At 53.8% G+C, this 22,213-nt stretch carries 24 protein-coding genes; 13 read left to right on the forward strand and 11 right to left on the reverse strand.

The window, feature by feature from the left end; genetic code table 11:
• Positions 1-15: 15 nt before the first annotated feature.
• Positions 16-657 carry a bifunctional 4-hydroxy-2-oxoglutarate aldolase/2-dehydro-3-deoxy-phosphogluconate aldolase gene (locus M989_RS09620; protein WP_064544721.1) on the forward strand — a complete coding sequence of 214 codons (642 nt, stop codon included), beginning with the start codon at positions 16-18 and terminating at the stop codon, positions 655-657.
• Between the two features lie 76 nt (positions 658-733).
• Here M989_RS09620 and purT read toward each other — a convergent pair whose 3' ends face one another.
• Positions 734-1,912 carry a formate-dependent phosphoribosylglycinamide formyltransferase gene (gene purT / locus M989_RS09625; RefSeq protein WP_064544723.1) on the reverse strand — a complete coding sequence of 393 codons (1,179 nt, stop codon included), beginning with the start codon at positions 1,910-1,912 and terminating at the stop codon, positions 734-736.
• Between the two features lie 183 nt (positions 1,913-2,095).
• On the opposite strand from purT, the gene M989_RS09630 reads away from it, so the two are divergent.
• Entirely contained in the window at positions 2,096-2,737 is a 642-nt protein-coding gene (locus tag M989_RS09630) for a tellurite resistance TerB family protein (RefSeq protein WP_064544725.1), read from the forward strand.
• 83 nt (positions 2,738-2,820) lie between these two features.
• Entirely contained in the window at positions 2,821-4,872 is a 2,052-nt protein-coding gene (gene ptrB, locus M989_RS09635) for an oligopeptidase B (protein ID WP_064544727.1), read from the forward strand.
• A 1-nt stretch (position 4,873) separates the two neighbouring features.
• Here ptrB and exoX read toward each other — a convergent pair whose 3' ends face one another.
• From exoX to M989_RS09650, 3 genes are all read right to left on the reverse strand, one after another.
• Positions 4,874-5,533, reverse strand: coding sequence for an exodeoxyribonuclease X (gene exoX / locus M989_RS09640; RefSeq protein WP_064544729.1), 660 nt, complete (start codon positions 5,531-5,533; stop codon positions 4,874-4,876).
• A gap of 22 nt (positions 5,534-5,555) precedes the next feature.
• Positions 5,556-6,224 (reverse strand): carbon-nitrogen hydrolase family protein, encoded by a 669-nt coding sequence (locus M989_RS09645; protein ID WP_064544731.1) that lies wholly within the window; start codon positions 6,222-6,224, stop codon positions 5,556-5,558.
• An 89-nt stretch (positions 6,225-6,313) separates the two neighbouring features.
• On the reverse strand, positions 6,314-6,544 hold the full coding sequence (locus M989_RS09650) for a DNA polymerase III subunit theta (RefSeq protein WP_064544733.1): 231 nt from the start codon (positions 6,542-6,544) through the stop codon (positions 6,314-6,316).
• A 137-nt stretch (positions 6,545-6,681) separates the two neighbouring features.
• Here M989_RS09650 and yobA point away from each other — a divergent pair, with 137 nt between their 5' ends.
• The 3 genes from yobA to M989_RS09665 are packed head-to-tail and all read left to right on the forward strand — an operon-like array spanning position 6,682 to position 8,279.
• Positions 6,682-7,056 (forward strand): CopC domain-containing protein YobA, encoded by a 375-nt coding sequence (yobA, locus tag M989_RS09655; protein WP_064544852.1) that lies wholly within the window; start codon positions 6,682-6,684, stop codon positions 7,054-7,056.
• A 2-nt stretch (positions 7,057-7,058) separates the two neighbouring features.
• On the forward strand, positions 7,059-7,928 hold the full coding sequence (copD, locus tag M989_RS09660; protein ID WP_064544735.1) for a copper homeostasis membrane protein CopD: 870 nt from the start codon (positions 7,059-7,061) through the stop codon (positions 7,926-7,928).
• Between the two features lie 12 nt (positions 7,929-7,940).
• Positions 7,941-8,279, forward strand: coding sequence for a YebY family protein (locus M989_RS09665; protein ID WP_100250011.1), 339 nt, complete (start codon positions 7,941-7,943; stop codon positions 8,277-8,279).
• Between the two features lie 581 nt (positions 8,280-8,860).
• Here the strand turns inward: M989_RS09665 and cspF are convergent.
• Positions 8,861-9,073, reverse strand: coding sequence for a cold shock-like protein CspF (gene cspF / locus M989_RS24530; RefSeq protein WP_074398760.1), 213 nt, complete (start codon positions 9,071-9,073; stop codon positions 8,861-8,863).
• Between the two features lie 293 nt (positions 9,074-9,366).
• Here cspF and M989_RS09670 point away from each other — a divergent pair, with 293 nt between their 5' ends.
• Positions 9,367-9,588, forward strand: a complete 222-nt coding sequence (locus M989_RS09670) for a cold shock domain-containing protein (protein ID WP_064544738.1) — start codon at positions 9,367-9,369, stop codon at positions 9,586-9,588.
• 326 nt (positions 9,589-9,914) lie between these two features.
• On the opposite strand, the gene M989_RS26220 is transcribed toward M989_RS09670, so the two are convergent.
• On the reverse strand, positions 9,915-10,085 hold the full coding sequence (locus tag M989_RS26220) for a YnfU family zinc-binding protein (protein ID WP_342447179.1): 171 nt from the start codon (positions 10,083-10,085) through the stop codon (positions 9,915-9,917).
• Between the two features lie 146 nt (positions 10,086-10,231).
• Between M989_RS26220 and ymcF the strand changes: the two genes are divergently transcribed.
• Together ymcF and uraH are read left to right on the forward strand one after the other, a co-directional pair.
• The gene (ymcF, locus tag M989_RS26225; RefSeq protein ID WP_240492989.1) at positions 10,232-10,408 is read left to right on the forward strand and encodes a cold shock small protein YmcF; all 177 of its coding nucleotides are present in this window, start codon (positions 10,232-10,234) and stop codon (positions 10,406-10,408) included.
• Positions 10,409-10,534: 126 nt separating this feature from the next.
• A complete protein-coding gene (gene uraH, locus M989_RS09675) occupies positions 10,535-10,945 on the forward strand; it encodes a hydroxyisourate hydrolase (protein ID WP_064544741.1) in 411 nt (136 codons plus the stop codon).
• Between the two features lie 103 nt (positions 10,946-11,048).
• On the opposite strand, the gene M989_RS09680 is transcribed toward uraH, so the two are convergent.
• The gene (locus M989_RS09680; protein WP_064544742.1) at positions 11,049-11,261 is read right to left on the reverse strand and encodes a KTSC domain-containing protein; all 213 of its coding nucleotides are present in this window, start codon (positions 11,259-11,261) and stop codon (positions 11,049-11,051) included.
• A 556-nt stretch (positions 11,262-11,817) separates the two neighbouring features.
• On the opposite strand from M989_RS09680, the gene lpxP reads away from it, so the two are divergent.
• Positions 11,818-12,753 (forward strand): kdo(2)-lipid IV(A) palmitoleoyltransferase, encoded by a 936-nt coding sequence (gene lpxP / locus M989_RS09685; protein WP_064544745.1) that lies wholly within the window; start codon positions 11,818-11,820, stop codon positions 12,751-12,753.
• A gap of 31 nt (positions 12,754-12,784) precedes the next feature.
• Here the strand turns inward: lpxP and M989_RS09690 are convergent, their stop codons facing one another.
• The 4 genes from M989_RS09690 to yebS form a co-directional block, all read right to left on the reverse strand.
• Positions 12,785-13,024, reverse strand: a complete 240-nt coding sequence (locus M989_RS09690; protein WP_064544747.1) for a YebV family protein — start codon at positions 13,022-13,024, stop codon at positions 12,785-12,787.
• A 112-nt stretch (positions 13,025-13,136) separates the two neighbouring features.
• Positions 13,137-14,576: a 16S rRNA (cytosine(1407)-C(5))-methyltransferase RsmF gene (rsmF, locus tag M989_RS09695; RefSeq protein WP_157093531.1), complete on the reverse strand. Its 1,440-nt coding sequence runs from the start codon at positions 14,574-14,576 to the stop codon at positions 13,137-13,139.
• Between the two features lie 84 nt (positions 14,577-14,660).
• Complete coding sequence (locus M989_RS09700) at positions 14,661-17,294, reverse strand: PqiB family protein (RefSeq protein ID WP_064544750.1); 2,634 nt, start codon at positions 17,292-17,294, stop codon at positions 14,661-14,663.
• Entirely contained in the window at positions 17,263-18,546 is a 1,284-nt protein-coding gene (yebS, locus tag M989_RS09705) for a membrane integrity lipid transport subunit YebS (RefSeq protein ID WP_064544752.1), read from the reverse strand. Before yebS ends, M989_RS09700 begins: the two co-directional genes overlap by 32 nt.
• 143 nt (positions 18,547-18,689) lie before the next feature.
• On the opposite strand from yebS, the gene M989_RS09710 reads away from it, so the two are divergent.
• From M989_RS09710 to prc, 3 genes are all read left to right on the forward strand, one after another.
• On the forward strand, positions 18,690-19,187 hold the full coding sequence (locus tag M989_RS09710) for a GAF domain-containing protein (protein WP_064544754.1): 498 nt from the start codon (positions 18,690-18,692) through the stop codon (positions 19,185-19,187).
• 97 nt (positions 19,188-19,284) lie between these two features.
• Positions 19,285-19,977, forward strand: a complete 693-nt coding sequence (gene proQ / locus M989_RS09715) for an RNA chaperone ProQ (RefSeq protein ID WP_064544756.1) — start codon at positions 19,285-19,287, stop codon at positions 19,975-19,977.
• 19 nt (positions 19,978-19,996) lie between these two features.
• On the forward strand, positions 19,997-22,045 hold the full coding sequence (gene prc, locus M989_RS09720) for a carboxy terminal-processing peptidase (RefSeq protein WP_064544757.1): 2,049 nt from the start codon (positions 19,997-19,999) through the stop codon (positions 22,043-22,045).
• Positions 22,046-22,213: the final 168 nt, after the last annotated feature.

Genomic DNA, 22,213 nt, shown 5'->3' on the forward strand with positions numbered 1-22,213 from the left:
GAGAGAATATTTCTGATGAAAAACTGGAAAACAACGGCTGAAGCAATCCTGACCACTGGCCCGGTAGTCCCGGTAATCGTGGTTAACAAGCTTGAGCACGCAGTACCGATGGCAAAAGCGCTGGTTGCCGGTGGCGTTCGCGTACTGGAAGTGACGCTGCGTACCGACTGCGCGATGGACGCTATCCGCGCCATTGCGAAAGAAGTTCCGGACGCGATCGTGGGTGCGGGTACCGTGACTAACGCACAGCAGCTGAAAGAAGTGACCGACGCTGGCGCGCAGTTTGCTATCAGCCCGGGCCTGACCGATGAGCTGCTGAAAGCGGCTACCGCAGGCACTATCCCGCTGATCCCGGGCATTAGCTCTGTTTCTGAACTGATGCTGGGTATGCAGCACGGCCTGAAAGAGTTCAAATTCTTCCCGGCTGAAGCGAACGGCGGCGTGAAAGCGCTGCAGGCGATTGCGGGTCCGTTCTCTCACATCCGTTTCTGCCCGACTGGCGGTATCTCTCCGGCTAACTACCGTGACTACCTGGCGCTGAAAAGCGTGCTGTGCATCGGCGGTTCCTGGCTGGTTCCGGCAGACGCGCTGGAAGCGGGCGACTACGATCGCATCACCAAGCTGGCTCGCGAAGCGGTTGAAGGCGCGAAGCTGTAAGGTGTCTGCGGTACCCGGTCTGATGATCGGGTAAGCAAAAGAAGGGCGGGTATGCGCAAGCAACCCGCCTTTTTTCTTATCCCTGAATAACGACCGCCGCTGCAGCGATTTTGGCGCGCTCAACGGCATCTTCAACGCTATCGCCAGTAGCCAGCGCTACGCCCATACGGCGGGAACCGGCGATATCCGGCTTGCCGAACAGCCGCAGTTGAACACCCGCGCCGAGCGCATTCTGCACGTTATCAAAGGTCACGTTGCTGCTGCTCAGCGTTGGCAGCAGTACCGCAGAGGCGGAAGGGCCATACTGACGGATAGCCCCAATCGGTAATCCAAGAAACGCACGGACGTGCAGCGCGAACTCTGAAACGTCCTGCGAAATCAGCGTCACCATCCCGGTATCGTGCGGACGCGGAGAGACTTCGCTGAACACCACATCGTCGCCGCAAACAAACAGCTCAACGCCGAACAGGCCGTAGCCGCCGAGTGCCAGCACCACATCGCGGGCGATCGCCTGCGCGCGCTCCAGCGCCAGCGCGCTCATCTGCTGCGGCTGCCAGGACTCACGGTAGTCGCCATCTTCCTGACGGTGGCCAACCGGCGCGCAGAAGTGTACGCCGTCTACGGCGTTGACGGTTAACAGGGTTATTTCAAAATCAAAATTGACCACCCCTTCCACAATCACGCGCCCGGCACCGGCCCGGCCACCTTCCTGCGCGTACTGCCACGCCTGAGCGAGCTGGTCTTCACGGCGAATAAAGGTCTGGCCCTTGCCGGATGAGCTCATCACCGGTTTAACGATGCACGGCAGGCCGATGTCGGCGACCGCCTGGCGAAACTGAGCTTCGCCGTCGGCAAAGCGATAGGCTGAGGTTGGCAGCTTGAGAAGTTCTGCCGCCAGGCGGCGGATGCCTTCGCGGTTCATGGTCAATTGCGTGGCGCGTGCGCAGGGCACCACGTGCTGACCCGCCTGTTCCAGTTCAATCAACATATCGGTGGCGATCGCTTCAATCTCCGGCACGATAAAGTCCGGTTTTTCCTGCTCAACCAGCGCCTTCAGCGCCGCGCCGTCGAGCATGTTAATCACATAAGAACGATGCGCGACGTGCATCGCCGGGGCGTCAGCGTAGCGATCGACGGCGATGGTCTCAATGCCCAACCGCTGGCACTCAATCGCCACTTCCTTACCTAACTCGCCCGAACCGAGGAGCATTACGCGCGTCGCCGCCGGACGCAGAGCTGTGCCTAATAACGTCATTTTACCTATTCCACCGTCTCACAAAAATTTGGCGCATTATAAACGAAAACGTTTGCGTCTGTCTCGTTGACAACCGTCAGACGTTGCTAATGCTGGATATTTGCGCATCTTTATCTGGCATAGACATATCCTGACATCTGCTCGCATAGGCTGAGTTTCTCACCTATTTCTACAGGAGGTCGTATGTCAGGCTGGCTTAATCAACTGCAGTCTCTGCTGGGGCAAAAATCGGGGGAGAGTAAAAGCGATCTTAGCCAAATGCTGGTGCCCGGTGCGTTAGGCGGTTTGGCTGGGCTACTGCTGGCCAGTAAGTCATCGCGAAAGATACTGGCGAAGTACGGTACCGGCGCGCTGCTGGTGGGCGGTGGCGCGGTAGCGGGTAGCGTGCTGTGGAACAAGTACAAAGATAAATTGCGCGCGGACCCGCAGGCGGCCAGCCAGTACGGCGAATCGGCGGCGCCGCTGGATGTGCGTACTGAACGTTTGATTCTGGCGCTGGTCTTTGCGGCGAAGAGCGATGGGCATATCGATGCGAAAGAGCAGCAGGCGATTGAACAGCAGCTGCGTGAAGCCGGTATTGCAGAGCAGGGGCGTGCGCTGATTGCGCGGGCGATGGAACAACCGCTCGACCCTCAACGTCTGGCGCGAGACGTCCACAATGAAGAAGAAGCGTTGGAACTCTATTTCATCAGCTGTGCGGCAATCGATATCGATCATTTTATGGAGCGCAGCTACCTGAACGCGCTGGGCGATGCGTTGAAACTGCCGCCGGAGGTCCGTGAGGGCATCGAGCGCGATTTACAGCAGCAAAAACAGCAACTTTAATTACTTTTATCACCGCTTTTGCTTGCATCATTGTTTAATTTGTCCACCCTTATAGGGTGTGACTAAAACAGAAGAATAATGAGATGCCGCCAAAAGCAAAACGGATCCCCCACGCCATGACATTGCATGGCGATACGCGCATTGATAACTACTACTGGCTGCGCGATGACACGCGCGCCAGGCCTGCGGTTATCGACTATTTACAGCAGGAAAACGCCTATGGCCGCCAGGTGATGTCATCCCAGCGCAGCCTACAGGATCGCGTGCTGAAAGAGATTGTGGACCGGATCCCTCCGCGCGAGGTTTCTGCGCCGTATATCAAAAATGGTTATCGCTACCGTCAGGTTTTTGAGCCGGGGCGCGAATATGCCCTTTATCAGCGCCAGGCGCTGGGAGAGGAGAGCTGGTCGCTGCTGATTGATGAAAACAAGCGTGCGGCGCACAGTGAGTTTTATACTTTGGGAGGGCTAAACGTCGCTCCCGACAACAATCTCCTGGCGGTAACCGAAGATTTCCTCTCTCGCCGCCAGTACAGCCTGCGGATTCGTCATCTGGAAAATGAGACCTGGCTACCGGAGGTGATTGACAATGTTTCGCCCGGCGTGGTGTGGGCGAACGACTCCCGTTCACTCTATTATGTGCGCCAGCACCCGACGACGTTGCTGCCGTGGCAGGTCTGGCGTCATCAGGTGGGGGCACCCTCCACGCACGATGAGCTTATCTATGAAGAGCAGGATGAAACGTTTTACGTCAGCCTGCATAAGACCTCGTCGCGCCAGTATGTGGTGATTGCGCTGTCCAGCGCCACAACCAGTGAAATGCTGCTGGTCGATGCCGATACGCCTGACGCGAAGCCGCAGACATTTTTAGCTCGCCGTAAGGATCATGAATACAGCCTTGACCATTACCAGGGGCATTTTTATATTCGTTCAAACCGCGAAGGTAAAAACTTTGGCCTCTATCGTGGCGTTAACGGGGAAGAAGGGGACTGGCTGACGTTAATCGCCGCGCGCGAGACGGTGATGCTGGAAGATTTCACGTTATTCCGCGACTGGCTGGTGGTGGAAGAACGCCAGCGTGGATTAACCAGCCTGCGGCAGATTCATCGGCAAACTCATCAGGAGACGGCTATCGCCTTTGACGATCCGGCCTATGTCACCTGGATTGCCTATAACCCGGAACCGGAAACTGCCTGTTTACGCTACGGCTACTCCTCGATGACCACGCCGGATACCTTGTTTGAGCTTGATATGGATAGCGGCGAGCGCCGCGTGCTTAAACAGCAGGAGGTAAAAGGCTTCGATGCCAGCCGCTATCGCAGCGAACGCCTGTGGGTAACCGCACGGGATGGCGTTGAGGTACCGGTTTCGCTGGTCTATCGCCACGAGCATTTTCGTCGGGGGAAAAATCCGCTGCTGGTCTACGGCTATGGCTCTTACGGCGCCAGCATGGACGCCGATTTCAGCAGCAGCCGCCTGAGCCTGCTCGATCGCGGTTTTGTCTTTGCGATTGCCCATATTCGCGGCGGCGGTGAACTGGGCCAGCAGTGGTATGAAGACGGCAAATTCCTCAAGAAGCAAAACACCTTTAACGACTATCTCGACGTCTGCGATGCGCTGCTGGCGAAGGGCTATGGCGCGCCGAATTTGTGTTACGGCATGGGCGGCAGCGCGGGCGGTATGTTGATGGGGACGGTTATCAACCAGCGACCTGAGCTGTTTCATGGCGTAGTGGCGCAGGTTCCGTTTGTTGATGTGCTGACCACCATGCTGGATGAGTCGATTCCGCTCACTACCGGCGAGTTTGAAGAGTGGGGGAATCCGCAGGATGAAACCTACTATCGCTATATGAAATCCTACAGCCCGTACGACAACGTACAGCCGCAGGCTTACCCGCATCTGCTGGTCACCAGCGGGTTACACGATTCGCAGGTGCAGTACTGGGAGCCGGCAAAATGGGTGGCCAAGCTACGTGAACTTAAGGTCGACGATAACCTGTTGCTACTGTGTACCGAGATGGATGCCGGCCATGGCGGCAAGTCCGGGCGCTATAAGAGCTATGAAGGGGTCGCGCTGGAGTATGCCTTCCTGATTGCCCTGGCCCAGGGAACGCTACCAGGGCGCTCGGAGCGCTAGGCTATTGGCCAAGGTAGTGCTTCAGCGTTAAACGTAGTTCCGGGCTCATGCGGTCGAGGTTGTTAAACAGCCAGCGCAGGTAGCCCGGATCGTTTTTCGCCACTTCTGCCACTTCCTGTCCACGGTATTTACCAAAGGTAAAGGTACGGAGCAGCGCAGGCCGTCCGGTGACGTCAGCCATCTGTTCCGGCGTCCAGCCAGAGGTTTGGATGATGTCGATCAGCAGCGCGGCGGTAATGTAGCAGTCGTACAGCGCGCGGTGGTGGTGTAGTCCTGGGGGCGTGGCTACGCTCAGCTTGCGGGACTTATAGAGCGCCATATTGCTGTACTTAATGCCAGGCCACAGGCGACGCGCTAATTTCATGGTGCAAATCCACTCGCCGTCCATCTCCGGCAATACGCGGCGGTCAAAGCTGGCGTTATGGGCAACGTACCATGGGCTTCCCTGATAGAAGGGGACGACCTCTTCAATCCACGGCTTATCGGCGACCATTTCTTCGGTAATCCGGTGGATCGCCATCGCCTGTGCGCTGATGGGACGGTCGGGGCGAACCAGATGACTCATCGGGTTGACGATTTGCCCGTCAATAACGTCGACGGAGGCAATCTCAAAGACGCCCCCTTGCAGGTCACAGGTTTCGGTATCAATAACGCGCAGCATGGCGAACTCCCGGCCAAAACAACTAGCGTAATGGAATGATCTCGCCTTGCCAACCCTGGGCGCTTTTTCTGCCGGTTAACAGCAATTCTCCGCTGTCGGCGCGCACGATCAGCTGGCCGCTCTCATCCCACAGCGCGCTACCGCCGGAAAAGGTTCCGCTGGCGTAATTCGACTTCAATACCGCGATGGCGTACTTATGCGCAAACCGCTGCAGGCGTTGGGTTGTCCGCTGCTGCTGCGGTTCCGCCATGCAGCTAACGGTAGCCAGTAGTGACGCCTGAGGGGAAAGTTCGCAGCCTTCATGGTTCAGTTCAAAGACGCTGACCTGGTCCGACTCTGGCGCCAGGCAGGTACCGTGCCCCTGCTGCTGTTTAAGCGGGGTGGCGGCATCGGGAGCGAAAATGACGATGCCTTTAATACGCTTGCCCTCGTTCTCCATCGGTAGCCCGGCAATGATTGTCATCTGGTGGCGCTGGGCGGCGTCGCGCAGTGGCTGTAGTTGGTTATCACAGGGCGGCGCGGGGAGCGTGTGTTCGTCGTTGGGGCCAGTAAGAGAAAGTTCCGGAAAGATAAGCACCTTACACGCCTGCTCGGCGGCGGCGTTAATAAAGCGCAGATGGTGGGTGATGTTTTCGGCGACGCCTCCCGTTCGGGGCGCATATTGCGCTGCGGCAATAGTCCATGTCAGCATAGTTGCGTCCTTCAACACGTTGTCAGCGAGTTTTTATTCTGAGCAATAGTAACAGACCGGATGTAAGGAATTGTAACTAACAGTAATAATTATTTCTGTTTGGGTTCGTAAGGCAGACGGGAAAGGTTTACAGAAGCTAAACGATGCGCGATCAGCCGCTCGCGGAACCAGTCGCGCAGATGGGCGGGCTGCTCGCGTTCGACGACTTCGGCCACGACTGGCATGTTATAACGCTCTTTAAATGCAACGCCTGCGGCGGCAAGATCGACGTTAACTTTATCCATTTCCTGCTGAGGCAGGGCTGCCAGATTGGTTTGCATAGTTTTCTCCTTAGGATCACGCGCAAAAGTTACTAAGAGTCTCGCAAAATGGCAAGTCCAGGGGGCGCCCATCTCGACGTGAACATTATACAGCGTTATTCTTTGACTTATATTGATAACAAAAGGGAATGATGGAAATGAAATTCACCGCGCCTCGCACGCTCTGTGCCACGCTGTTTCTTTTGAGTGCCTTCGGCTCCTCGCCCGTATGGGCTCACGCCCACCTGCAACAACAGACGCCTGCCGCCAATACCGAAGTCACCTCAGCACCGCAAATGCTGACGCTGAATTTTTCAGAAGGTATCGAAGCCAACTTTAGTGGCGTTAAGCTTACCGGCCCGGATAAGCAGGTCATCGGAACAGGCAAGGCCACTCGCAGCGAAAATGATAAGACGCAGATGAGGGTGCCACTGACCCAGACGCTGACACCCGGTCTGTACACCGTTGAGTGGCACGTGGTGTCGGTTGACGGGCACAAAACGAAAGGTCAGTACCAGTTTAGTGTGAAGTAACCATGCTAGCGGCACTCTATATTAGTTTACGGTTTATTCATTTTGCCTCGTTGATGGTGGCCTTCGGTTGCACGCTTTATGCGGGCTGGTGGGCACCTTCTGAGCTACGGCGACTGTTGATTCAGCGTTTTTCCCAACTACTGCGCAGTGCGCTGACGCTGAGCGTGCTGTCGGCCATGCTGATGCTGGTGGCGCAAGGCGGGCTGATGGGAGATGGCTGGTCTGATACCTGGCGTCCGGAGGTCTGGCAGGCAGTATTGCACACGCAGTTTGGTAGCGTCTGGCTGTGGGAAATCGTGCTGGCATGGGTGGCCTTCGGTATTGCCTGTGTACAGCCACGCCAGATGATGCGGCGGCTTTTGCTTCTGTGCGTCGCGCAGTTTATTCTGCTGGCGGGCGTCGGCCATGCGGCGATGCATGAAGGCGTAGCCGGAGTGCTACAGCGTATTAACCATGCAGCACATCTGCTTTGCGCAGCGGCATGGGTGGGCGGTCTGGTCCCCTTCTTGTACTGTTTACGGTTGGCAAAAGGCCGCTGGCGTCAGTTAGCTATTACCACGATGATGCGTTATTCCCGCTATGGGCATCTGGCCGTGGCAGCTGCGGTGGCGACGGGGCTGGTAAATGCCTGGATGATTCAGGGCGGTTTCACAGCAGCAACACCGTATGGCGTTGCGCTATGGGTAAAAGTGGGACTGGTTGCGCTGATGATTGTCATGGCGCTGCTTAACCGCTATTTACTGGTGCCAAGGATGACGGCAGCGAATGGATGGGCGCAGCGCGTCTTTTTACGTACCACGCAGGTGGAAATTGTTTTGGGGGCGCTGGTGCTGGCGTGCGTCAGTCTTTTCGCCACCTGGGAACCTTTTTAATTGAACTGGCGAATTATGAAAAAGATTATTCTCTCTTTGTTGTTGTTAACGACGGCCAGCAGCGCGCTGGCTGCACAGGTCATCACCGTGAGCCGCTTTGAGGTGGGAAAAGAGAAGTGGGCGTTTAATCGCGAAGAGGTCATGCTCACCTGCCGTGCTGATAACGCACTGTATGTGATTAACCCCAGTACTCTGGTGCAGTACCCGCTGAACGACGTCGCTGAGCAGCAGGTCAAGGCCGGTAAGACCCAGGCGCAGCCGCTAAGCGTCATTCAGATTGACGATCCGCATCAGCCGGGAGTGAAAATGAGCCTCGCTCCGTTTATTGAACGCGCAGAGAAACTTTGCTAACGAATAGCGTATCTGTTTAATAATCAATAAAAAACCGCAATCATTCACGCAGAATGGTTGCGGTTTTTTTTAAGCTATACCGTTTAATCGACGAAAATTTTCCACTCTCCAGGTCTGTGGACTGGAAAAGCTGTCACGGTCATCTATTCTTATAAAGCAAGGCGACTTAGCCTGCATTAATGCCAACTTTTAGCGCACGGCTCTCTCCCAAGAGCCATTTCCCTGGACCGAATACAGGAATCGTATTCGGTCTCTTTTTATCTATATCATTCTATTGGCTATTTTCGGCAGTGATTGCAAACTCACCGAAAATCTCCCAAAACGTCCGTATCCTGCATAAACCATATCATACTCAGCACCACGCGCGTCCAGCTATTTTTTGCGTTGTTGTTAATTTTTTGTATCAAAATGGCCGAGGGGTAAAGGTAACATCATGAGCCACCGCGCACAGTCCGCCGGATAAGCTTCTGGCCCTGTGGAACGCCAGGTGCATCACCCGCATAGCATCGCGATGAAGATATGAGGATACTGCGCCGCAGAGGGCATTGCAGGCACTAAAAACCTGGCTGCGGGGGATACCTTCAGGAGAGATAAATGTTTGCAGCCACGGGCCCTTTTAGACCATTCATGCGACAAAACTCGACACGGACTCCCGGTCTTAGGGATTCAGATTCGCTGGTGTAGAGCGCTGAGATATGGAGTAAAACGTCCTTTCGGCCGTCTGATGGGGTGATAAAGCCTTTGCCACTGATAGCATCAAAACTTTTGACAATTCCTGTCATTTTACGAGACAAATAAATTCCTTGATGAAAAACACGGTTAAATTATACGCTTAAAAAAATAAAAAGCGAATTTTATCTGTGTATTTTAGAGTGAGACTCCTGGACGGCTAAAATAAAATTTGCTAATCAGCGCAGGAAATGCATTAATGAGATTGTCAGTTTGAAATACCAACAAACGTAAAACATTCTACAACACAGTCCTCATAGCCAGGCTCTATCGCTGATATCTCCTCTCTTTGAGTCCAACGTACAATACGATGCGTTTATTATAATCATCAAATTTGAGATGCTCAAAAGGAGTCGGTATGTCTTCAAGAATGAAAGGTCTGGTAAAGTGGTATAACGAAGATAAAGGTTTCGGATTTATCTCCCCACTGGATGGCAGTAAAGATGTGTTTGTTCATTTTTCTGCTTTTGCTGGGAATGATTTAAAAATTTTGTTTGAAGGGCAGAAAGTAGAATTCGCCATTCAACGCGGCGATAAAGGCCCAGCCGCTGCGGGTGTGATTCTTTGCGATAAATATTGATAACCAGGCCTGCAATAACGATGACGGTTTATTCCTGAGTAGTCAGGCCTGGAATTGCGTTTGTACGAGATCAATATATTATAAACATCAGGTCAGCGTATTTTACCTTTGTTATGAGTATACTGGCCGATGTGATGAAGTGCAGGTTTGCTGCATGAAGAGTCTGAAAGCAGAAGCTAACTGCTTGTAAAAAATAAAGTGCGTAAGAGGTTAGGCTGCCTCCATAAGCATCACACACCATTCAAAATACATAACCTATCATCAAATCGTATTGCCAAATGAGCCGGTCCGATATCGACCTTGACCATTTGGCAACAGCCATGTTTTTAGGAGCGTTGCGAGGATTTGAATAAGGTACTGCAATACGGACAGACGAGTTGAGAGCCTTTCTGGACTCGGGTGAAACTATGTTCAGAGTTTTTTGCGCAGTTTGGGCATAAACATTTGACTAAGTAATTGCGGGTTGATGATGTATTTTTACGTCCGGACATAGGCATCTCCTGATTTAAGGGACTGACACCTTACACGTTTATTTAGAAGGTCGCTTGTGTTTTTTAGATGTTTTGCAGCGCGTTAGAACGTAAAAAAACGAAATTTTCGATAAAAACACGCTGCGGCAACTGTTATCAAAGAGGTATAAATTATGAATTTAAATATTCACTTCAGGTGTCCATGCTGTCATGGTTCCCAATATCGAACATCAATATTTGATGTTTCAGAGAGAAATCCATTTGGTGCAAAATGTATTTTTTGCAAGACCAATATGGTGCCCAATGAGACAACTGTCATCAAGGATAAATCTCCGGGAGTATCTGCTTAGTTGCATGTGCCTAAGCGTACGTTATCCTTCGTATTGTGCTCGTCCGAATTCTTAACGAAAAGTTGAATTTTTTTTATCCAAAACACGTTTAAGCTTGACCTGTGCTTGTAACCACAGGAAGAAAAAATGAACAAAATAGCCCGTCTGATGTTGCTGTCTACCGCTATCTTCACGCCAGTTGCGTTTAGTGCGCCTGCGGGAACGCTCAGTGTTCACATCTTAAACCAGCAAACGGGGATCCCTTCCAGGGACGTTGACGTCACTTTGGAAAAGCAACAGCCAACAGGCTGGGACATGCTTGCCAAAGGAAAAACAGATAATGATGGCCGTATTAAATCCTTGTATCCGGAAGATAAGGACATGCAGCCAGGGGTATACCGGGTGACGTTCAAAACGGGCGACTATTTTAAGAGTGAAAAGCTGTCCTCATTTTTCCCTGAGGTGCCGGTGTTATTCACCGTGACGCAGACCAACGAAAAGCTTCATATCCCTCTCTTGCTAAGTCAGTACGGATACTCCACTTACAAAGGGAGTTGATACGCGTCACCCGACAACGCATCTGAGTCACTCAGCCAGCCTAATCGCTGGCTTTTTGCTATCTGTTATGGCGATGCATTATGTGCAAATCCCGATAGGCTGCTCAGCCTATTTTTCGGCAGAGGAATTTGTCTTTAATGACGCCATCAAAAAAGCGTCCTTTTGACTTCACGCTGAGAAATGTTTCGTACGTTTTTGAGGTGACGCCAACATATTGGTAAATGCCTAACCCGAAGAACTCTATTTCCAGTATTTTTTGCTTTGCATCGTAACCAATTGATTTTATACGTGATGATGAGACGTTCTGACGCTGCATTATGTTCTGGTTACTCCCTTCATCTTTTGAGTCGCTGGTGGGGCAGCTCGGCTGAATGCTTATCTTAACGCTTACGGAAGATTCATCGGCGTAAATTTTATCGCAAAGAAGAATTTTCTTATCCCTTATCCGCGCAGAAACGCGAGGGTAGCCAGGAATCTTACCCGGTCTCTTTTATGTTCTGTCCCGAACACAACCAATAGTCAAAACGCCACCTAACGTCGCGCTGATAAGAAAAGAAAACATGATTAAAATTATGATGTTAGAAAATTCATAACCCGCTAATAATACAAAACGTTAGCATTAAAAAATTATTTTGTAATGTGAATTAAATTCGCTATTTTTTTGCATGAAAAAGGCGCATGCTCTCGGCGAGTTGAGCCACAGTCTGCCACCCCCGCGCCATACCTCTGTTACCAGCCGTTTGTAAATAAACGTCTGGGAAGTGAATTTGTCGAATGCAGCAGGGTCCAACATATACACAAACGCATAAAGATGAATGAACGGATTCGATTCTCCTTAAGCGTTACCCTTGCATTTCGTTGCTGGAAAAATGATGTCCAAAAATTTTAATACCGCTTTGCTTCACCCGCGTAATGGGCTGAAGTGGTTTGCACTCGCTTTACTGTGGCTGGTCGTTCAACTGCCGTATCCTCTTTTACACTGGCTTGGCACCTCTCTGGGTAAAGCATCTCGCCGTTTTCTAAAACGCCGTGAGCAGATTGCCACGCGTAATATTGAACTTTGTTTCCCGCATATGGATGCTGCGGAACGTGAAAAGCTGATTGAGCAAAACTTTATGTCGCTGGGCATGGGGCTGATTGAAACCGGGATGGCCTGGTTCTGGAGCGATGCTCGCGTCAAAAAATGGTTTGATGTGGAAGGTTACGCCAACCTGATGAACGCCCTGAAAGAACAGCGCGGTGTAATGGTCGTTGGCGTCCACTTTATGTCGCTGGAGCTTGGCGGCCGTGCGATGGGGCTATGTCGTCCAATGATGGCAACCTACCGTCCGCATAACGATCCGCTCATGGAGTGGGTTCAGACCACCGGGCGTCTGCGCTCAAATAAGGCGATGATTGACCGTCGTAACCTGCGCGGTCTGGTGCAGGCGCTCAAGGCCGGTGAAGCCGTGTGGTTCGCTCCCGATCAGGATTACGGCCCGAAAGGCAGCGTGTTCGCGCCATTTTTCTCAGTCACCGAAGCGGCGACCACCAACGGAACAAACGTACTGTCACGTCTTTCCGGCGCTGCCATGCTAACTGTGACCATGGTGCGTAAGCCCTGCCAGAAAGGTTATACCCTGCATATCAGCGAAGCGATGACCGATTACCCGAGTGGGGATGAGATCCCGGCTGCCAGCTATATGAATAAAATCATTGAGCGTGAGATTTTACGTGCGCCTGAGCAATATCTGTGGGTGCATCGTCGGTTTAAAACGCGCCCGCGCGGTGAAGCCTCATTGTACAAAGTGGTGCCACACGCCAAATAAATAACCCGCCTATGGGCGGGTTCCTTTTGGGTCAGACAAGGCGCATAACCCAGGCATCGGACGGTTGATCGTAGTGCTTGCGGTAGAGAACGGAACGTTCGCCATCAAGAAGGGCCGGGATGCTGGTATCGGCGTCCCAGGCATCTAACTGCATACATAAATCGGGATCGGACTTACAAGGGATGCTTAACGTTCGCTCACCGTGCTGATCGGCGTGCAGAACGGCGTCATCAATCTCGAATGCGCCGATGCGTAAGCTGGTTTTACTCATAATGCTCTCCGTTAATCTGCTGACCGTTGTGGTACGACCAGTTAGGCCGTACCTTTTCAGCGTAGTCAACGTAGAAAATTACGCCAGTGAAAAAGTGCGTTTTTTTTAAGCGCTACTCGGACCTGCTGGAAAACAGCTTACCGTCGCGTACCAACTCTCGGGGAAAACTGTTCTTCAACCGTGAGCCAATGCGTTTCGCCAACCCTAAGGGGAAACCCTGGAACGTGACAATGACGTCGTCGTGAGCGGGAGGTCGCTGCGGATACACGTCGCGACCGCGATACCATTCCTGTGCTTCTTCCTGCGTGAGTTCGTGACCCAATTTTTGCGTATTGGCCAGCGCAACGACCGCTTCATGCTGCCAGCGGAAGCCTTTGTTGTGCGTTTCGGCAAGTTTCAAACCGATGCGGGAAAAACGAACTTTACCCAGCAACGGCGCGATTTCAGCAGGGAACAACCAGATCTCTTTGTCACGCTGCCACAGCGTTAGCGCGTCATCCCATTCAATACCCACGCTTCGCGCTGCGCTTTCAACGACAGCGGATTCACGCGTTTTCATCGGTGTGAATGGGAATTTACCCACCTTGTAGCCCGGCGCAGGCAGCGCTTCGATGGCCGCTGTTTTACGCAGCCGCGCAACGAAGAACCCTTCGCAGTCATAAATTTGTGGGAATACGTGCAGAAAGCCTTCCGGCGTCAGTGCCTGGTCAGCGCTGGCGAAGAGCTCGCCTAAAGGCAAGACTTCCACTTCCTGCGGATAACGCGCCAGCAGCCAGGCGATGACCGATTCGTTCTCTTCGCGGTTCAGCGTGCAGGTGGAATAGACCAGCGTCCCGCCGGGGCGCAGCGCGTGGAACGCGCTGTCGATCAGCTCGCGTTGGGTTTCGGCTATGGCCTGATTACTTGCCAGCGACCAGTTCTTCAAAGCATCGGGGTCTTTACGCACAACCCCTTCGCCGGAACAGGGGGCATCCAGCAATATGGCATCAAAGCATTCGGGTAAGGCAGCGCCAAACACGCGGCCGTCAAAATGCGTCAGCGCGGTATTGCTAATACCGCAACGACTGATGTTGGCATGCAACACCTTTACCCGGCTGGCGGAAAACTCGTTGGCCAGCAGCATTCCGCGATTGCCCATTTTGGCCGCAATCTGCGTGGTCTTGGAGCCTGGTGCTGCGGCAACGTCCATCACCCGAACCGGTTCCACTCCGTCGGCAAACAGTGCCGCAACGGGCAGCATGGAGCTGGCTTCCTGAATATAAAACAGTCCGCTCAAATGCTCGGCGGTGCTACCCAGCGGTAACGCGTCCTCATCGTCACGCTCGATCCAAAAACCTTCCGCACACCACGGTACCGGGGTCAGCTGCCAGCCATAAGGGGCAACCAGACGCAGGAAGTCATCGACCGTGATTTTCAGCGTATTCACGCGAATACTGCGGCGCAGCGGGCGCTGGCAGGCGGCAAGAAATGCGTCAAATGAGAGATGAGCCGGCATGGCCTCACGCATCTGCGCGAGGAATTCATCAGGAAAATAGACAGAGTTTTGAGCCACTGGCGAATACCACAAGGAGATAAAGAGCGCGCAGTCTACCATAAAACGCGCCGGTGACGGGACACCGGCGCGTGAGGGCGGTCGTTAACGCGGCAGGGCGGTGCCCCATTCGCGCCACTCTTTCGGCTCCGACTCAAGCAGCAGGAAGTGTTTGCCTTCCTGCGCCTTCGGCGCCAGCGGTGTCCCCGGCGGCGTGGCGAAAGCGATCCCGCCGCGAATGAACTGATTGAAGGTGCCAGTTTTCACGACGCCGCCAATCAGGCCAAAGTCGAGGCTATAGCCGGAAGCCAGCCAGAAGACTGAATTGTTGCGCACCAGATGCTGATAACGCTGGCCGATACGCATTTCAATCATGACTCGGTCAGAGAGGCTGCCGAGACGTAAGCCGGTAACGGTGCCGACTTCAATGCCGCGGAACAACACCGGCGTACCGATACTCAGCGAGCCGGATTCCGGCGCCTCCACCACCACATTCAGGCCGTTGAGATAGCGTGAATCGGAAATGGTCGCTTCCTGGAGCTCAAAGTCGCGACGCTGCTCCCCGTGGCCCGGCTCAACGTTGACGTACGGTTGGAGCAAGGTATCCAGGTGCTCAACGCCAGCGGCCGAGATTTGCGGCGTAATCACGGAGAAACGAGTGCCGCGGCGGGCAAAGGTATTGACGTACTCCGGGTAGAGCACGGCGCTGGCCTGAACTTCATTGCGCGAGGCATTGAGCTCCAGGCTTTGTACCTGTCCGATATCGATGCCGAGATAACGAATTGGCATACCGGCAGAAAGTTTATCCGCATCAAAGGCGTGTAGCGTGATCTGTCCACCCACCGCGCGCGCGGCGGTTTCTGAGGGGAACAGGACCCGCTTGTCGCCCTTGCGGGTGCCGTTATTCGCTTCGCTGATGTTATCAAAGCTAACTGCGCCTTTGAGCGCCCGCGAAAGAGGGGAGGCCTGCACCGTCAGACCGCTCCCGTTTAACTGCACTTTCGCGCCACCTTCAGCCCAGAACACGCTGTTAGCGGTGAGCAAAGAACGGTATTCCGGCTTAATATGTACGGCGATATCAAACGCGTTGGCGCGTGGCTGAACGGAGGTGATTTCGCCTACCTCAAACTTACGGTACAGCACCACGGAACCGGTCTGAATATCCGGCAGCGTTTCTGCGGTGAGCATCAATGTGGTGGTCGGGAAGTCGCTAAGATTATTTTCCTGCGCTTTCTCCAGATTGGCGAACAGCGGGTAGCTGGCCTTCATCGGCCCTTTTTCTCCAGGCAAAATGCGAATGCCGCCGCTGAGCCATTCGTTGGCGCTGGCCGCGAGGAATTCCACGCCGTCGACACCGACTTTCACGTCCATTTTGCTGTTCACCACAAACTTGCTGTCACCGTGCAGCAGGTCACGGTATTGCGGGTCAATGGCGATGGCGAAGCTGATTCCTTTTGCGTTCAGCTTACGCTCCATAACCTGGCCGATGCGTACGCCGTGCAGCATGATAGGCTGCCCGGCGTCGATGCCGTAGCTCTCCGGCGCGGTCAGGGTTAGCGTCAGTACGCCGGGTTGCTGTAACAAGGTTTTATCCGCAGCAAGCACGGTAAAGCGATCCTTGGGCGCACCTTCACCTGGCACCAGTTCAAAGGTGCTGCCGGTGAGCAACTGACTCAGATTAGTGTTTTCCAGCGACAGCTTCGGCTGATGGAGTTCGATGCGCGTATTTTCGCGCAGCAGCGATACCACACTCGGGTCGACGGTCATTTCACCGGTCACAGAACTGTCCGGGTTGAGCGTCATTTTAGTCAGTTGCCCCACCTCGAGCCCTTGATACAGCATCGGCGTCGAGCCTGCTTTCAGCCCATCGCCATTCGGTAACTGCAGCTGAATAAGCACGCCGCGCTGGCTGTGCGCCAAATCTTCATAGAGGCCAAACTCATCGTTCTGCGCGGCAGGCTGGGAGTCGGATGGCGAGTCGAAGGCAATCGCACCGTTAACCAGCGCGGCCAGACTTTCCAACTGCACTTTCGCGCCGCTCAGACCGACGTCGGCTTTCACTCCGGAAACGTTCCAGAAACGGCTGCCTTTTTTCACCAGATTGGTAAAACGACGCTCAATCAGCACGTCGATGGTGACGCCCTGATTGTTGGGGTTGATCGTGTAGTCGTAGACACGGCCAACCGGAATTTTGCGGAAGTAGACCAATGACCCGCTGTTGAGCGAACCGAGGTCCGGCGAATGCAGGTGGATCATTAGCTCGCCGTTGTTCAGGCGGTATTTCGGCTGTGTATCAAGCGCGGTGAAATGATCCCGCGGCTCGCCTTTACCGGGCATCATGCCGATATAGTTACCGCCGACCAGCGCATCCAATCCGGATACCCCGGCGAGAGAGGCTTTTGGCGTCACCAGCCAGAATTGGGTCTCTTCACGCAGCGCGTCGTCCATGTCGCTTTTGATGCTGGCGCGAACTTCAATTTTGCTGCGGTCGCGGGCCAGGCGGATATCTTGCACCGTACCTACCTCAACGCCCTGGAAACGGACCGGCGTGCGGCCGGGGACAATACCATCCGCCGACATAAAGTCGATGGTAATGGTGGAGCCCCGATCTTCGTAGCTATTCCAGATAAGCCAGCCGGCAATCATCAGCGCGATGACCGGCAATAGCCAGAACGGTGATATGCGACGTTTTGTTTTAATTCGCGCTTCAGTCTGTGAAGCGGGCGTTTCCTGACTCATGTGCGTCCCAAAGTAAGCGGCTGTCCAGCCATTCAACAGCAAGAATAGTTAATATTACCGCAGCGCCAAAATAAAACGCAGCGGGACCCATCGTAAAGGCGAGTAGTTGGTCGCGATTGATGAGCGACATGGTTAACGAAATAACAAACAGGTCAAGCATTGACCAGCGGCCAATCCAGGTAACAAAACGCAGCAGCAGGATGCGCGTACGCAGCCCTTGTTCGCACTTAAAGCGGATGCTGATAAGCAACGTCAGCATCACGATAATCTTGGTAAAAGGCACCAGGATACTGGCAAAAAATACCACCGCCGCCACCGCCACGTTGCTATTGGCCAGCGACAGAATGCCGGACATTATCGTATCGTCCTGGCGGCCGCCGTTGACATAGATGATGGAGATGGGCAGCAGGTTGGCGGGGAGCAGGAACACCATGGAGCTGATCAGCGCCGCCCAGCTTTTTTGCAGGCTGTGCTTGCCGCGCTGATGAAGCGGAGTGTGACAGCGGCGGCAGCGGCCGCGCGCGTCGGGATAGCCGGTATAGTGGCAACTGAGGCACACCTGGAGCGCGCCGTCAGGCCGCGTAGCGGGGCGCTGAGGATAGAAGCGCTCCCAAAGCTGTTCGACGTTCAGATGAATCAGCGTCAGGATACTGAGCACGACCAAAGAGATATAGGCCAGCAGCCCCAGGCCCGGTTGCAGGAACGCATAGTCCTGGACCTTAATCGAGGCCACGGCGATACCGACCAGGTAGATGTCGAGCATGACCCACTCTTTTAATTTATCGAGCATCAGCAGGACAGGGCGAAGATTCATCCCTAGAATATTACCGAGCCACAGATAGGCGATGGAGGTTACCAGCACCGCGGGAGCGGCAACGGTGCAAAAAAATACCATTGCGGCGGTAATGGGGTGCCCACTATCGGTCATCTGCCAGATCCCATGCAGCAGGTTGGCGTCAATTCGGACGCCGAGCAGGTGCAGTCGCAACAGCGGTTCGCTCCAGGCAAAGGGCATCAGCAGCAGCATGGCAATCGCCATGGCGCCCAGACGGGTTAATGACCAGTCGCGGCCGTCGCGTACTTTGGCGTTACAGCGTGGGCAATAGGCGCTTTGCGATGATTTTACGACCGGTAACCGAAAAAGCATATCGCACTGCGGGCAACGTTGGTAATGTGCCCACGGCAAAGGTTCGCTGACCGTGTGTATTCGTATTTTTTTCGTCGGCGTTATAGGTGATGTTTTCAGTGCCATTTATTACATTGATAAATGAATGTATAACTCTATCTTAACCTAAGTATGGATTCATCTTGAGCCCGAACGCACTTAATGCGTATTTTATAAGGGCCCAGGCAAGGTAACGAATCAGTAACATCGTAAACAATAGTGATTGAATAATGAGCAAAACAGAATTTTACGCGGAACTTAACCGTGATTTTCAGGCGTTAATGGCAGGTGAAACAAGTTTTTTAGCGGTAATCTCCAATACCAGCGCGCTGCTGTACGAGCGCCTGTCTGACGTGAACTGGGCCGGTTTTTACCTGCTGGAAGGCGATACGCTGGTACTCGGGCCGTTTCAGGGCAAAATTGCCTGCGTGCGTATCCCGGTAGGCCGTGGCGTTTGCGGGACCGCAGTAGCGGAAAATCGCGTTCAGCGCGTAGAAGATGTTCATGCTTTTGATGGGCACATTGCCTGTGATGCCGCCAGTAACGCCGAAATCGTATTGCCGCTGGTGGTAAATCAGCAGGTTATTGGCGTGCTGGATATCGATAGCACCGTGTTCTCGCGCTTTGGCGAAGAGGATGAACAGGGGTTGCGTGAACTGGTTGGCCACCTGCAAAAAGTGCTTGAAGCCACCGATTACCAAAAATTCTTTGCACCCGTCGCAGGATAATCAACGGATAACGTAGCATTTACGGATGACGTCATTATAATGTCGCCTGTTCATGCCTGCGGCTTGTTGGCTACGTCCGTTGTAATCAGGAAATTTCATGGAAAATCAACCTAAGTTGAATAGCAGTAAAGAAGTTATCGCATTTTTAGCCGAACGTTTTCCGCAGTGCTTTAGCGCGGAAGGTGAAGCTCGTCCCCTGAAAGTCGGCATTTTTCAGGATCTCGTCGAGCGTGTTGAAGGGGAGATGAACCTCAGCAAAACCCAACTGCGTTCCGCATTACGTCTTTATACTTCAAGCTGGCGCTACCTGTACGGTATCAAAGCCGGTGCAGTCCGCGTCGACCTCGACGGCAACCCTTGCGGTGAGCTGGACGAGCAGCATGTCGCACATGCGCGTCAACAGCTTGAAGAGGCCAAAGCACGCGTTCAGGCGCAGCGCGCTGAACAGCAGGCGAAAAAACGCGAAGCCGCAGCTGCTGCTGGCGAGCAAGGCGATGCGCCACGTCGTGAGCGTAAACCACGTCCTCCGGTACGCCGTAAAGAAGGGGCCGAGCGTAAGCCGCGCGCTGCTGCCGCGAAACCGGCCGCTAAACCGGCCCGTGAAGTGCGTGAAGAAAAACTGACGCCGGTATCCGACCTGTCCACGCTGACGGTCGGCCAATCCCTGAAAGTTAAAGCGGGCAATAACGCGATGGATGCCACGATCCTGGAAATCACCAAGGATGGCGTTCGCGTTCAGCTTACTTCTGGTATGTCAATGATTGTACGCGCAGAACACCTGGTGTTCTGAAACGGAGGCCGGGCCAGGCATGAACAAACTTTTTAGGCTCTCCGCGCTTGCTGGCCTGTTATTAATAACAGGCCAGGCCTTAGCGGTGGAAGATATCACCCGTGTTGAGCAGCTTCCTATCCTTAAGGAAGAGACTCAGCACGCCACGGTAAGCGAGCGCGTTACCTCGCGCTTTACCCGTTCTCACTACCGCCAGTTCGATCTCGACCAGGCCTTTTCGGCCAAAATATTTGACCGCTATCTGAACCTGCTGGACTACAGCCACAACGTTCTGTTGGCCAGCGACGTTGCGCAGTTTGCAGCGAAGAAAGGGCAGATTGGCGACGAGCTTCGTTCAGGCAAACTTGACGTCTTTTATGACCTCTACAATCTGGCGCAAAAACGTCGCTTTGAGCGCTATGAATATGCGTTAAAGGTGCTTGAGCGCCCGATGGACTTCACCGGTAATGACACCTTTAACCTCGATCGCAGCAAAGCGCCGTGGCCGAAGGATCAAGCCGAGCTGAACGCGCTGTGGGACGGTAAAGTCAAATATGACCAGCTGAGTCTCAAGCTCGCCGGCAAAGACGATAAAGAAATTCACGATACCCTGGCGCGTCGCTATAAGTTCGCGATCCGTCGCCTGGCGCAGACCAATAGCGAAGATGTGTTCTCGCTGGCGATGACCTCCTTCGCCCGTGAAATCGACCCGCACACCAACTATCTTTCACCGCGCAACACCGAACAGTTCAATACCGAGATGAGTCTGTCTCTGGAAGGGATTGGCGCGGTGCTGCAAATGGACGATGACTACACCATGATCAACTCGATGGTGGCAGGCGGTCCGGCGGCGAAAAGCAAGGCGATTAGCGTGGGCGATCGTATCGTCGGCGTAGGCCAGGCCGGGAAGGGCATGGTTGACGTGATCGGCTGGCGTCTTGATGACGTTGTCGCGCTGATCAAAGGGCCGAAGGGCAGCAAGGTACGCCTTGAAATTCTCCCGGCAGGGAAAGGTTCAAAAACCCGTATTGTGACGCTGACCCGTGAGCGTATCCGTCTGGAAGACCGCGCGGTGAAAATGTCGGTGAAAGGCACGGGCAACAATAAGGTCGGCGTGCTCGATATTCCGGGCTTCTACGTTGGTCTGACTGAAGACGTGAAGGTACAGCTGCAGAAGCTGGAAAAACAGAACGTCAGCAGCATTATCATTGACCTGCGCAGCAACGGCGGCGGCGCGCTGACCGAAGCGGTCTCGCTTTCCGGTCTGTTTATTCCGTCTGGCCCTGTGGTGCAGGTACGTGATAACAACGGCAAGGTGCGCGAAGATAGCGACAACGACGGCGTGGTTTACTACAAAGGGCCGCTGGTGGTGCTGGTTGACCGCTTCAGCGCCTCGGCGTCGGAAATCTTTGCCGCGGCAATGCAGGATTACGGCCGCGCGCTGATCGTTGGCGAACCGACCTTTGGTAAAGGTACCGTGCAACAGTACCGTTCGCTGAACCGTATCTACGATCAGATGCTGCGTCCTGAATGGCCAGCGCTGGGCTCCGTCCAGTACACCATTCAGAAGTTCTACCGCATTAACGGCGGCAGTACGCAGCGTAAAGGCGTTACGCCGGACATCATGATGCCGACCGGTAACGAAGAGACCGAAACCGGCGAGAAGTTCGAAGACAACGCGCTGCCGTGGGATAGCATCAACGCGGCGACCTACGTGAAGTCTGGTGACATGGCACCGTTCGAACCTCAGCTGCTTAAGCTGCATGCCGATCGTATTGCGAAAGATCCGGAGTTCCAGTACATCGCCAAAGATATTGCGCACTTCAATGCGTTGAAAGATAAGCGCAGTATTGTGTCTCTCAATTACGCCCAGCGTGAAAAAGAGAACGAAGAGGATGATGCGACCCGTCTGGCGCGCGTGAACGATCGCTACAAGCGTGAAGGCAAACCGCCGATCAAGAAACTGGACGATCTGCCGAAAGACTATAAAGAGCCGGACCCGTATCTGGACGAAACGGTGAATATCGCCGTTGACCTTTCGAAGCTGGAGAAATCCGCGCCCGCTGAACAACCGGCGGCAAGCAAGTAACCTCTAACAGGCACAAGCAATTGTGCCTGTTTTTTTATCTCCCTCATGTTCTTGTCAACAATGATGCTACAAAATGTAAAGTTGTGTCTTTCTCGTGACTTAGCCTCACGTGATCGTTGAAAATCGGCGGATTAGCCCTACGATAGGGATAATCGCATAGTGCGTTTT

This window comes from Kluyvera georgiana ATCC 51603 (assembly GCF_001654985.1).
Lineage (GTDB): Bacteria > Pseudomonadota > Gammaproteobacteria > Enterobacterales > Enterobacteriaceae > Kluyvera > Kluyvera georgiana.

Bases quoted from the DNA above. Each gene is read 5' to 3' on its own strand.
- M989_RS09710 (WP_064544754.1), top strand. From the start codon at position 18,690: ATGAGCAAAACAGAATTTTACGCGGAACTTAACCGTGATTTTCAGGCG.
- yobA (WP_064544852.1), top strand. From the start codon at position 6,682: ATGAAATTCACCGCGCCTCGCACGCTCTGTGCCACGCTGTTTCTTTTG.
- ptrB (WP_064544727.1), top strand. From the start codon at position 2,821: ATGCCGCCAAAAGCAAAACGGATCCCCCACGCCATGACATTGCATGGC.
- M989_RS09645 (WP_064544731.1), bottom strand. From the start codon at position 6,224: ATGCTGACATGGACTATTGCCGCAGCGCAATATGCGCCCCGAACGGGA.
- exoX (WP_064544729.1), bottom strand. From the start codon at position 5,533: ATGCTGCGCGTTATTGATACCGAAACCTGTGACCTGCAAGGGGGCGTC.
- lpxP (WP_064544745.1), top strand. From the start codon at position 11,818: ATGTCCAAAAATTTTAATACCGCTTTGCTTCACCCGCGTAATGGGCTG.
- copD (WP_064544735.1), top strand. From the start codon at position 7,059: ATGCTAGCGGCACTCTATATTAGTTTACGGTTTATTCATTTTGCCTCG.
- M989_RS09650 (WP_064544733.1), bottom strand. From the start codon at position 6,544: ATGCAAACCAATCTGGCAGCCCTGCCTCAGCAGGAAATGGATAAAGTT.
- yebS (WP_064544752.1), bottom strand. From the start codon at position 18,546: ATGGCACTGAAAACATCACCTATAACGCCGACGAAAAAAATACGAATA.
- purT (WP_064544723.1), bottom strand. From the start codon at position 1,912: ATGACGTTATTAGGCACAGCTCTGCGTCCGGCGGCGACGCGCGTAATG.
- M989_RS09700 (WP_064544750.1), bottom strand. From the start codon at position 17,294: ATGAGTCAGGAAACGCCCGCTTCACAGACTGAAGCGCGAATTAAAACA.
- proQ (WP_064544756.1), top strand. From the start codon at position 19,285: ATGGAAAATCAACCTAAGTTGAATAGCAGTAAAGAAGTTATCGCATTT.
- prc (WP_064544757.1), top strand. From the start codon at position 19,997: ATGAACAAACTTTTTAGGCTCTCCGCGCTTGCTGGCCTGTTATTAATA.
- uraH (WP_064544741.1), top strand. From the start codon at position 10,535: ATGAACAAAATAGCCCGTCTGATGTTGCTGTCTACCGCTATCTTCACG.
- M989_RS09670 (WP_064544738.1), top strand. From the start codon at position 9,367: ATGTCTTCAAGAATGAAAGGTCTGGTAAAGTGGTATAACGAAGATAAA.
- M989_RS09680 (WP_064544742.1), bottom strand. From the start codon at position 11,261: ATGCAGCGTCAGAACGTCTCATCATCACGTATAAAATCAATTGGTTAC.
- M989_RS26220 (WP_342447179.1), bottom strand. From the start codon at position 10,085: ATGCCTATGTCCGGACGTAAAAATACATCATCAACCCGCAATTACTTA.
- ymcF (WP_240492989.1), top strand. From the start codon at position 10,232: ATGAATTTAAATATTCACTTCAGGTGTCCATGCTGTCATGGTTCCCAA.
- M989_RS09620 (WP_064544721.1), top strand. From the start codon at position 16: ATGAAAAACTGGAAAACAACGGCTGAAGCAATCCTGACCACTGGCCCG.
- M989_RS09690 (WP_064544747.1), bottom strand. From the start codon at position 13,024: ATGAGTAAAACCAGCTTACGCATCGGCGCATTCGAGATTGATGACGCC.
- M989_RS09630 (WP_064544725.1), top strand. From the start codon at position 2,096: ATGTCAGGCTGGCTTAATCAACTGCAGTCTCTGCTGGGGCAAAAATCG.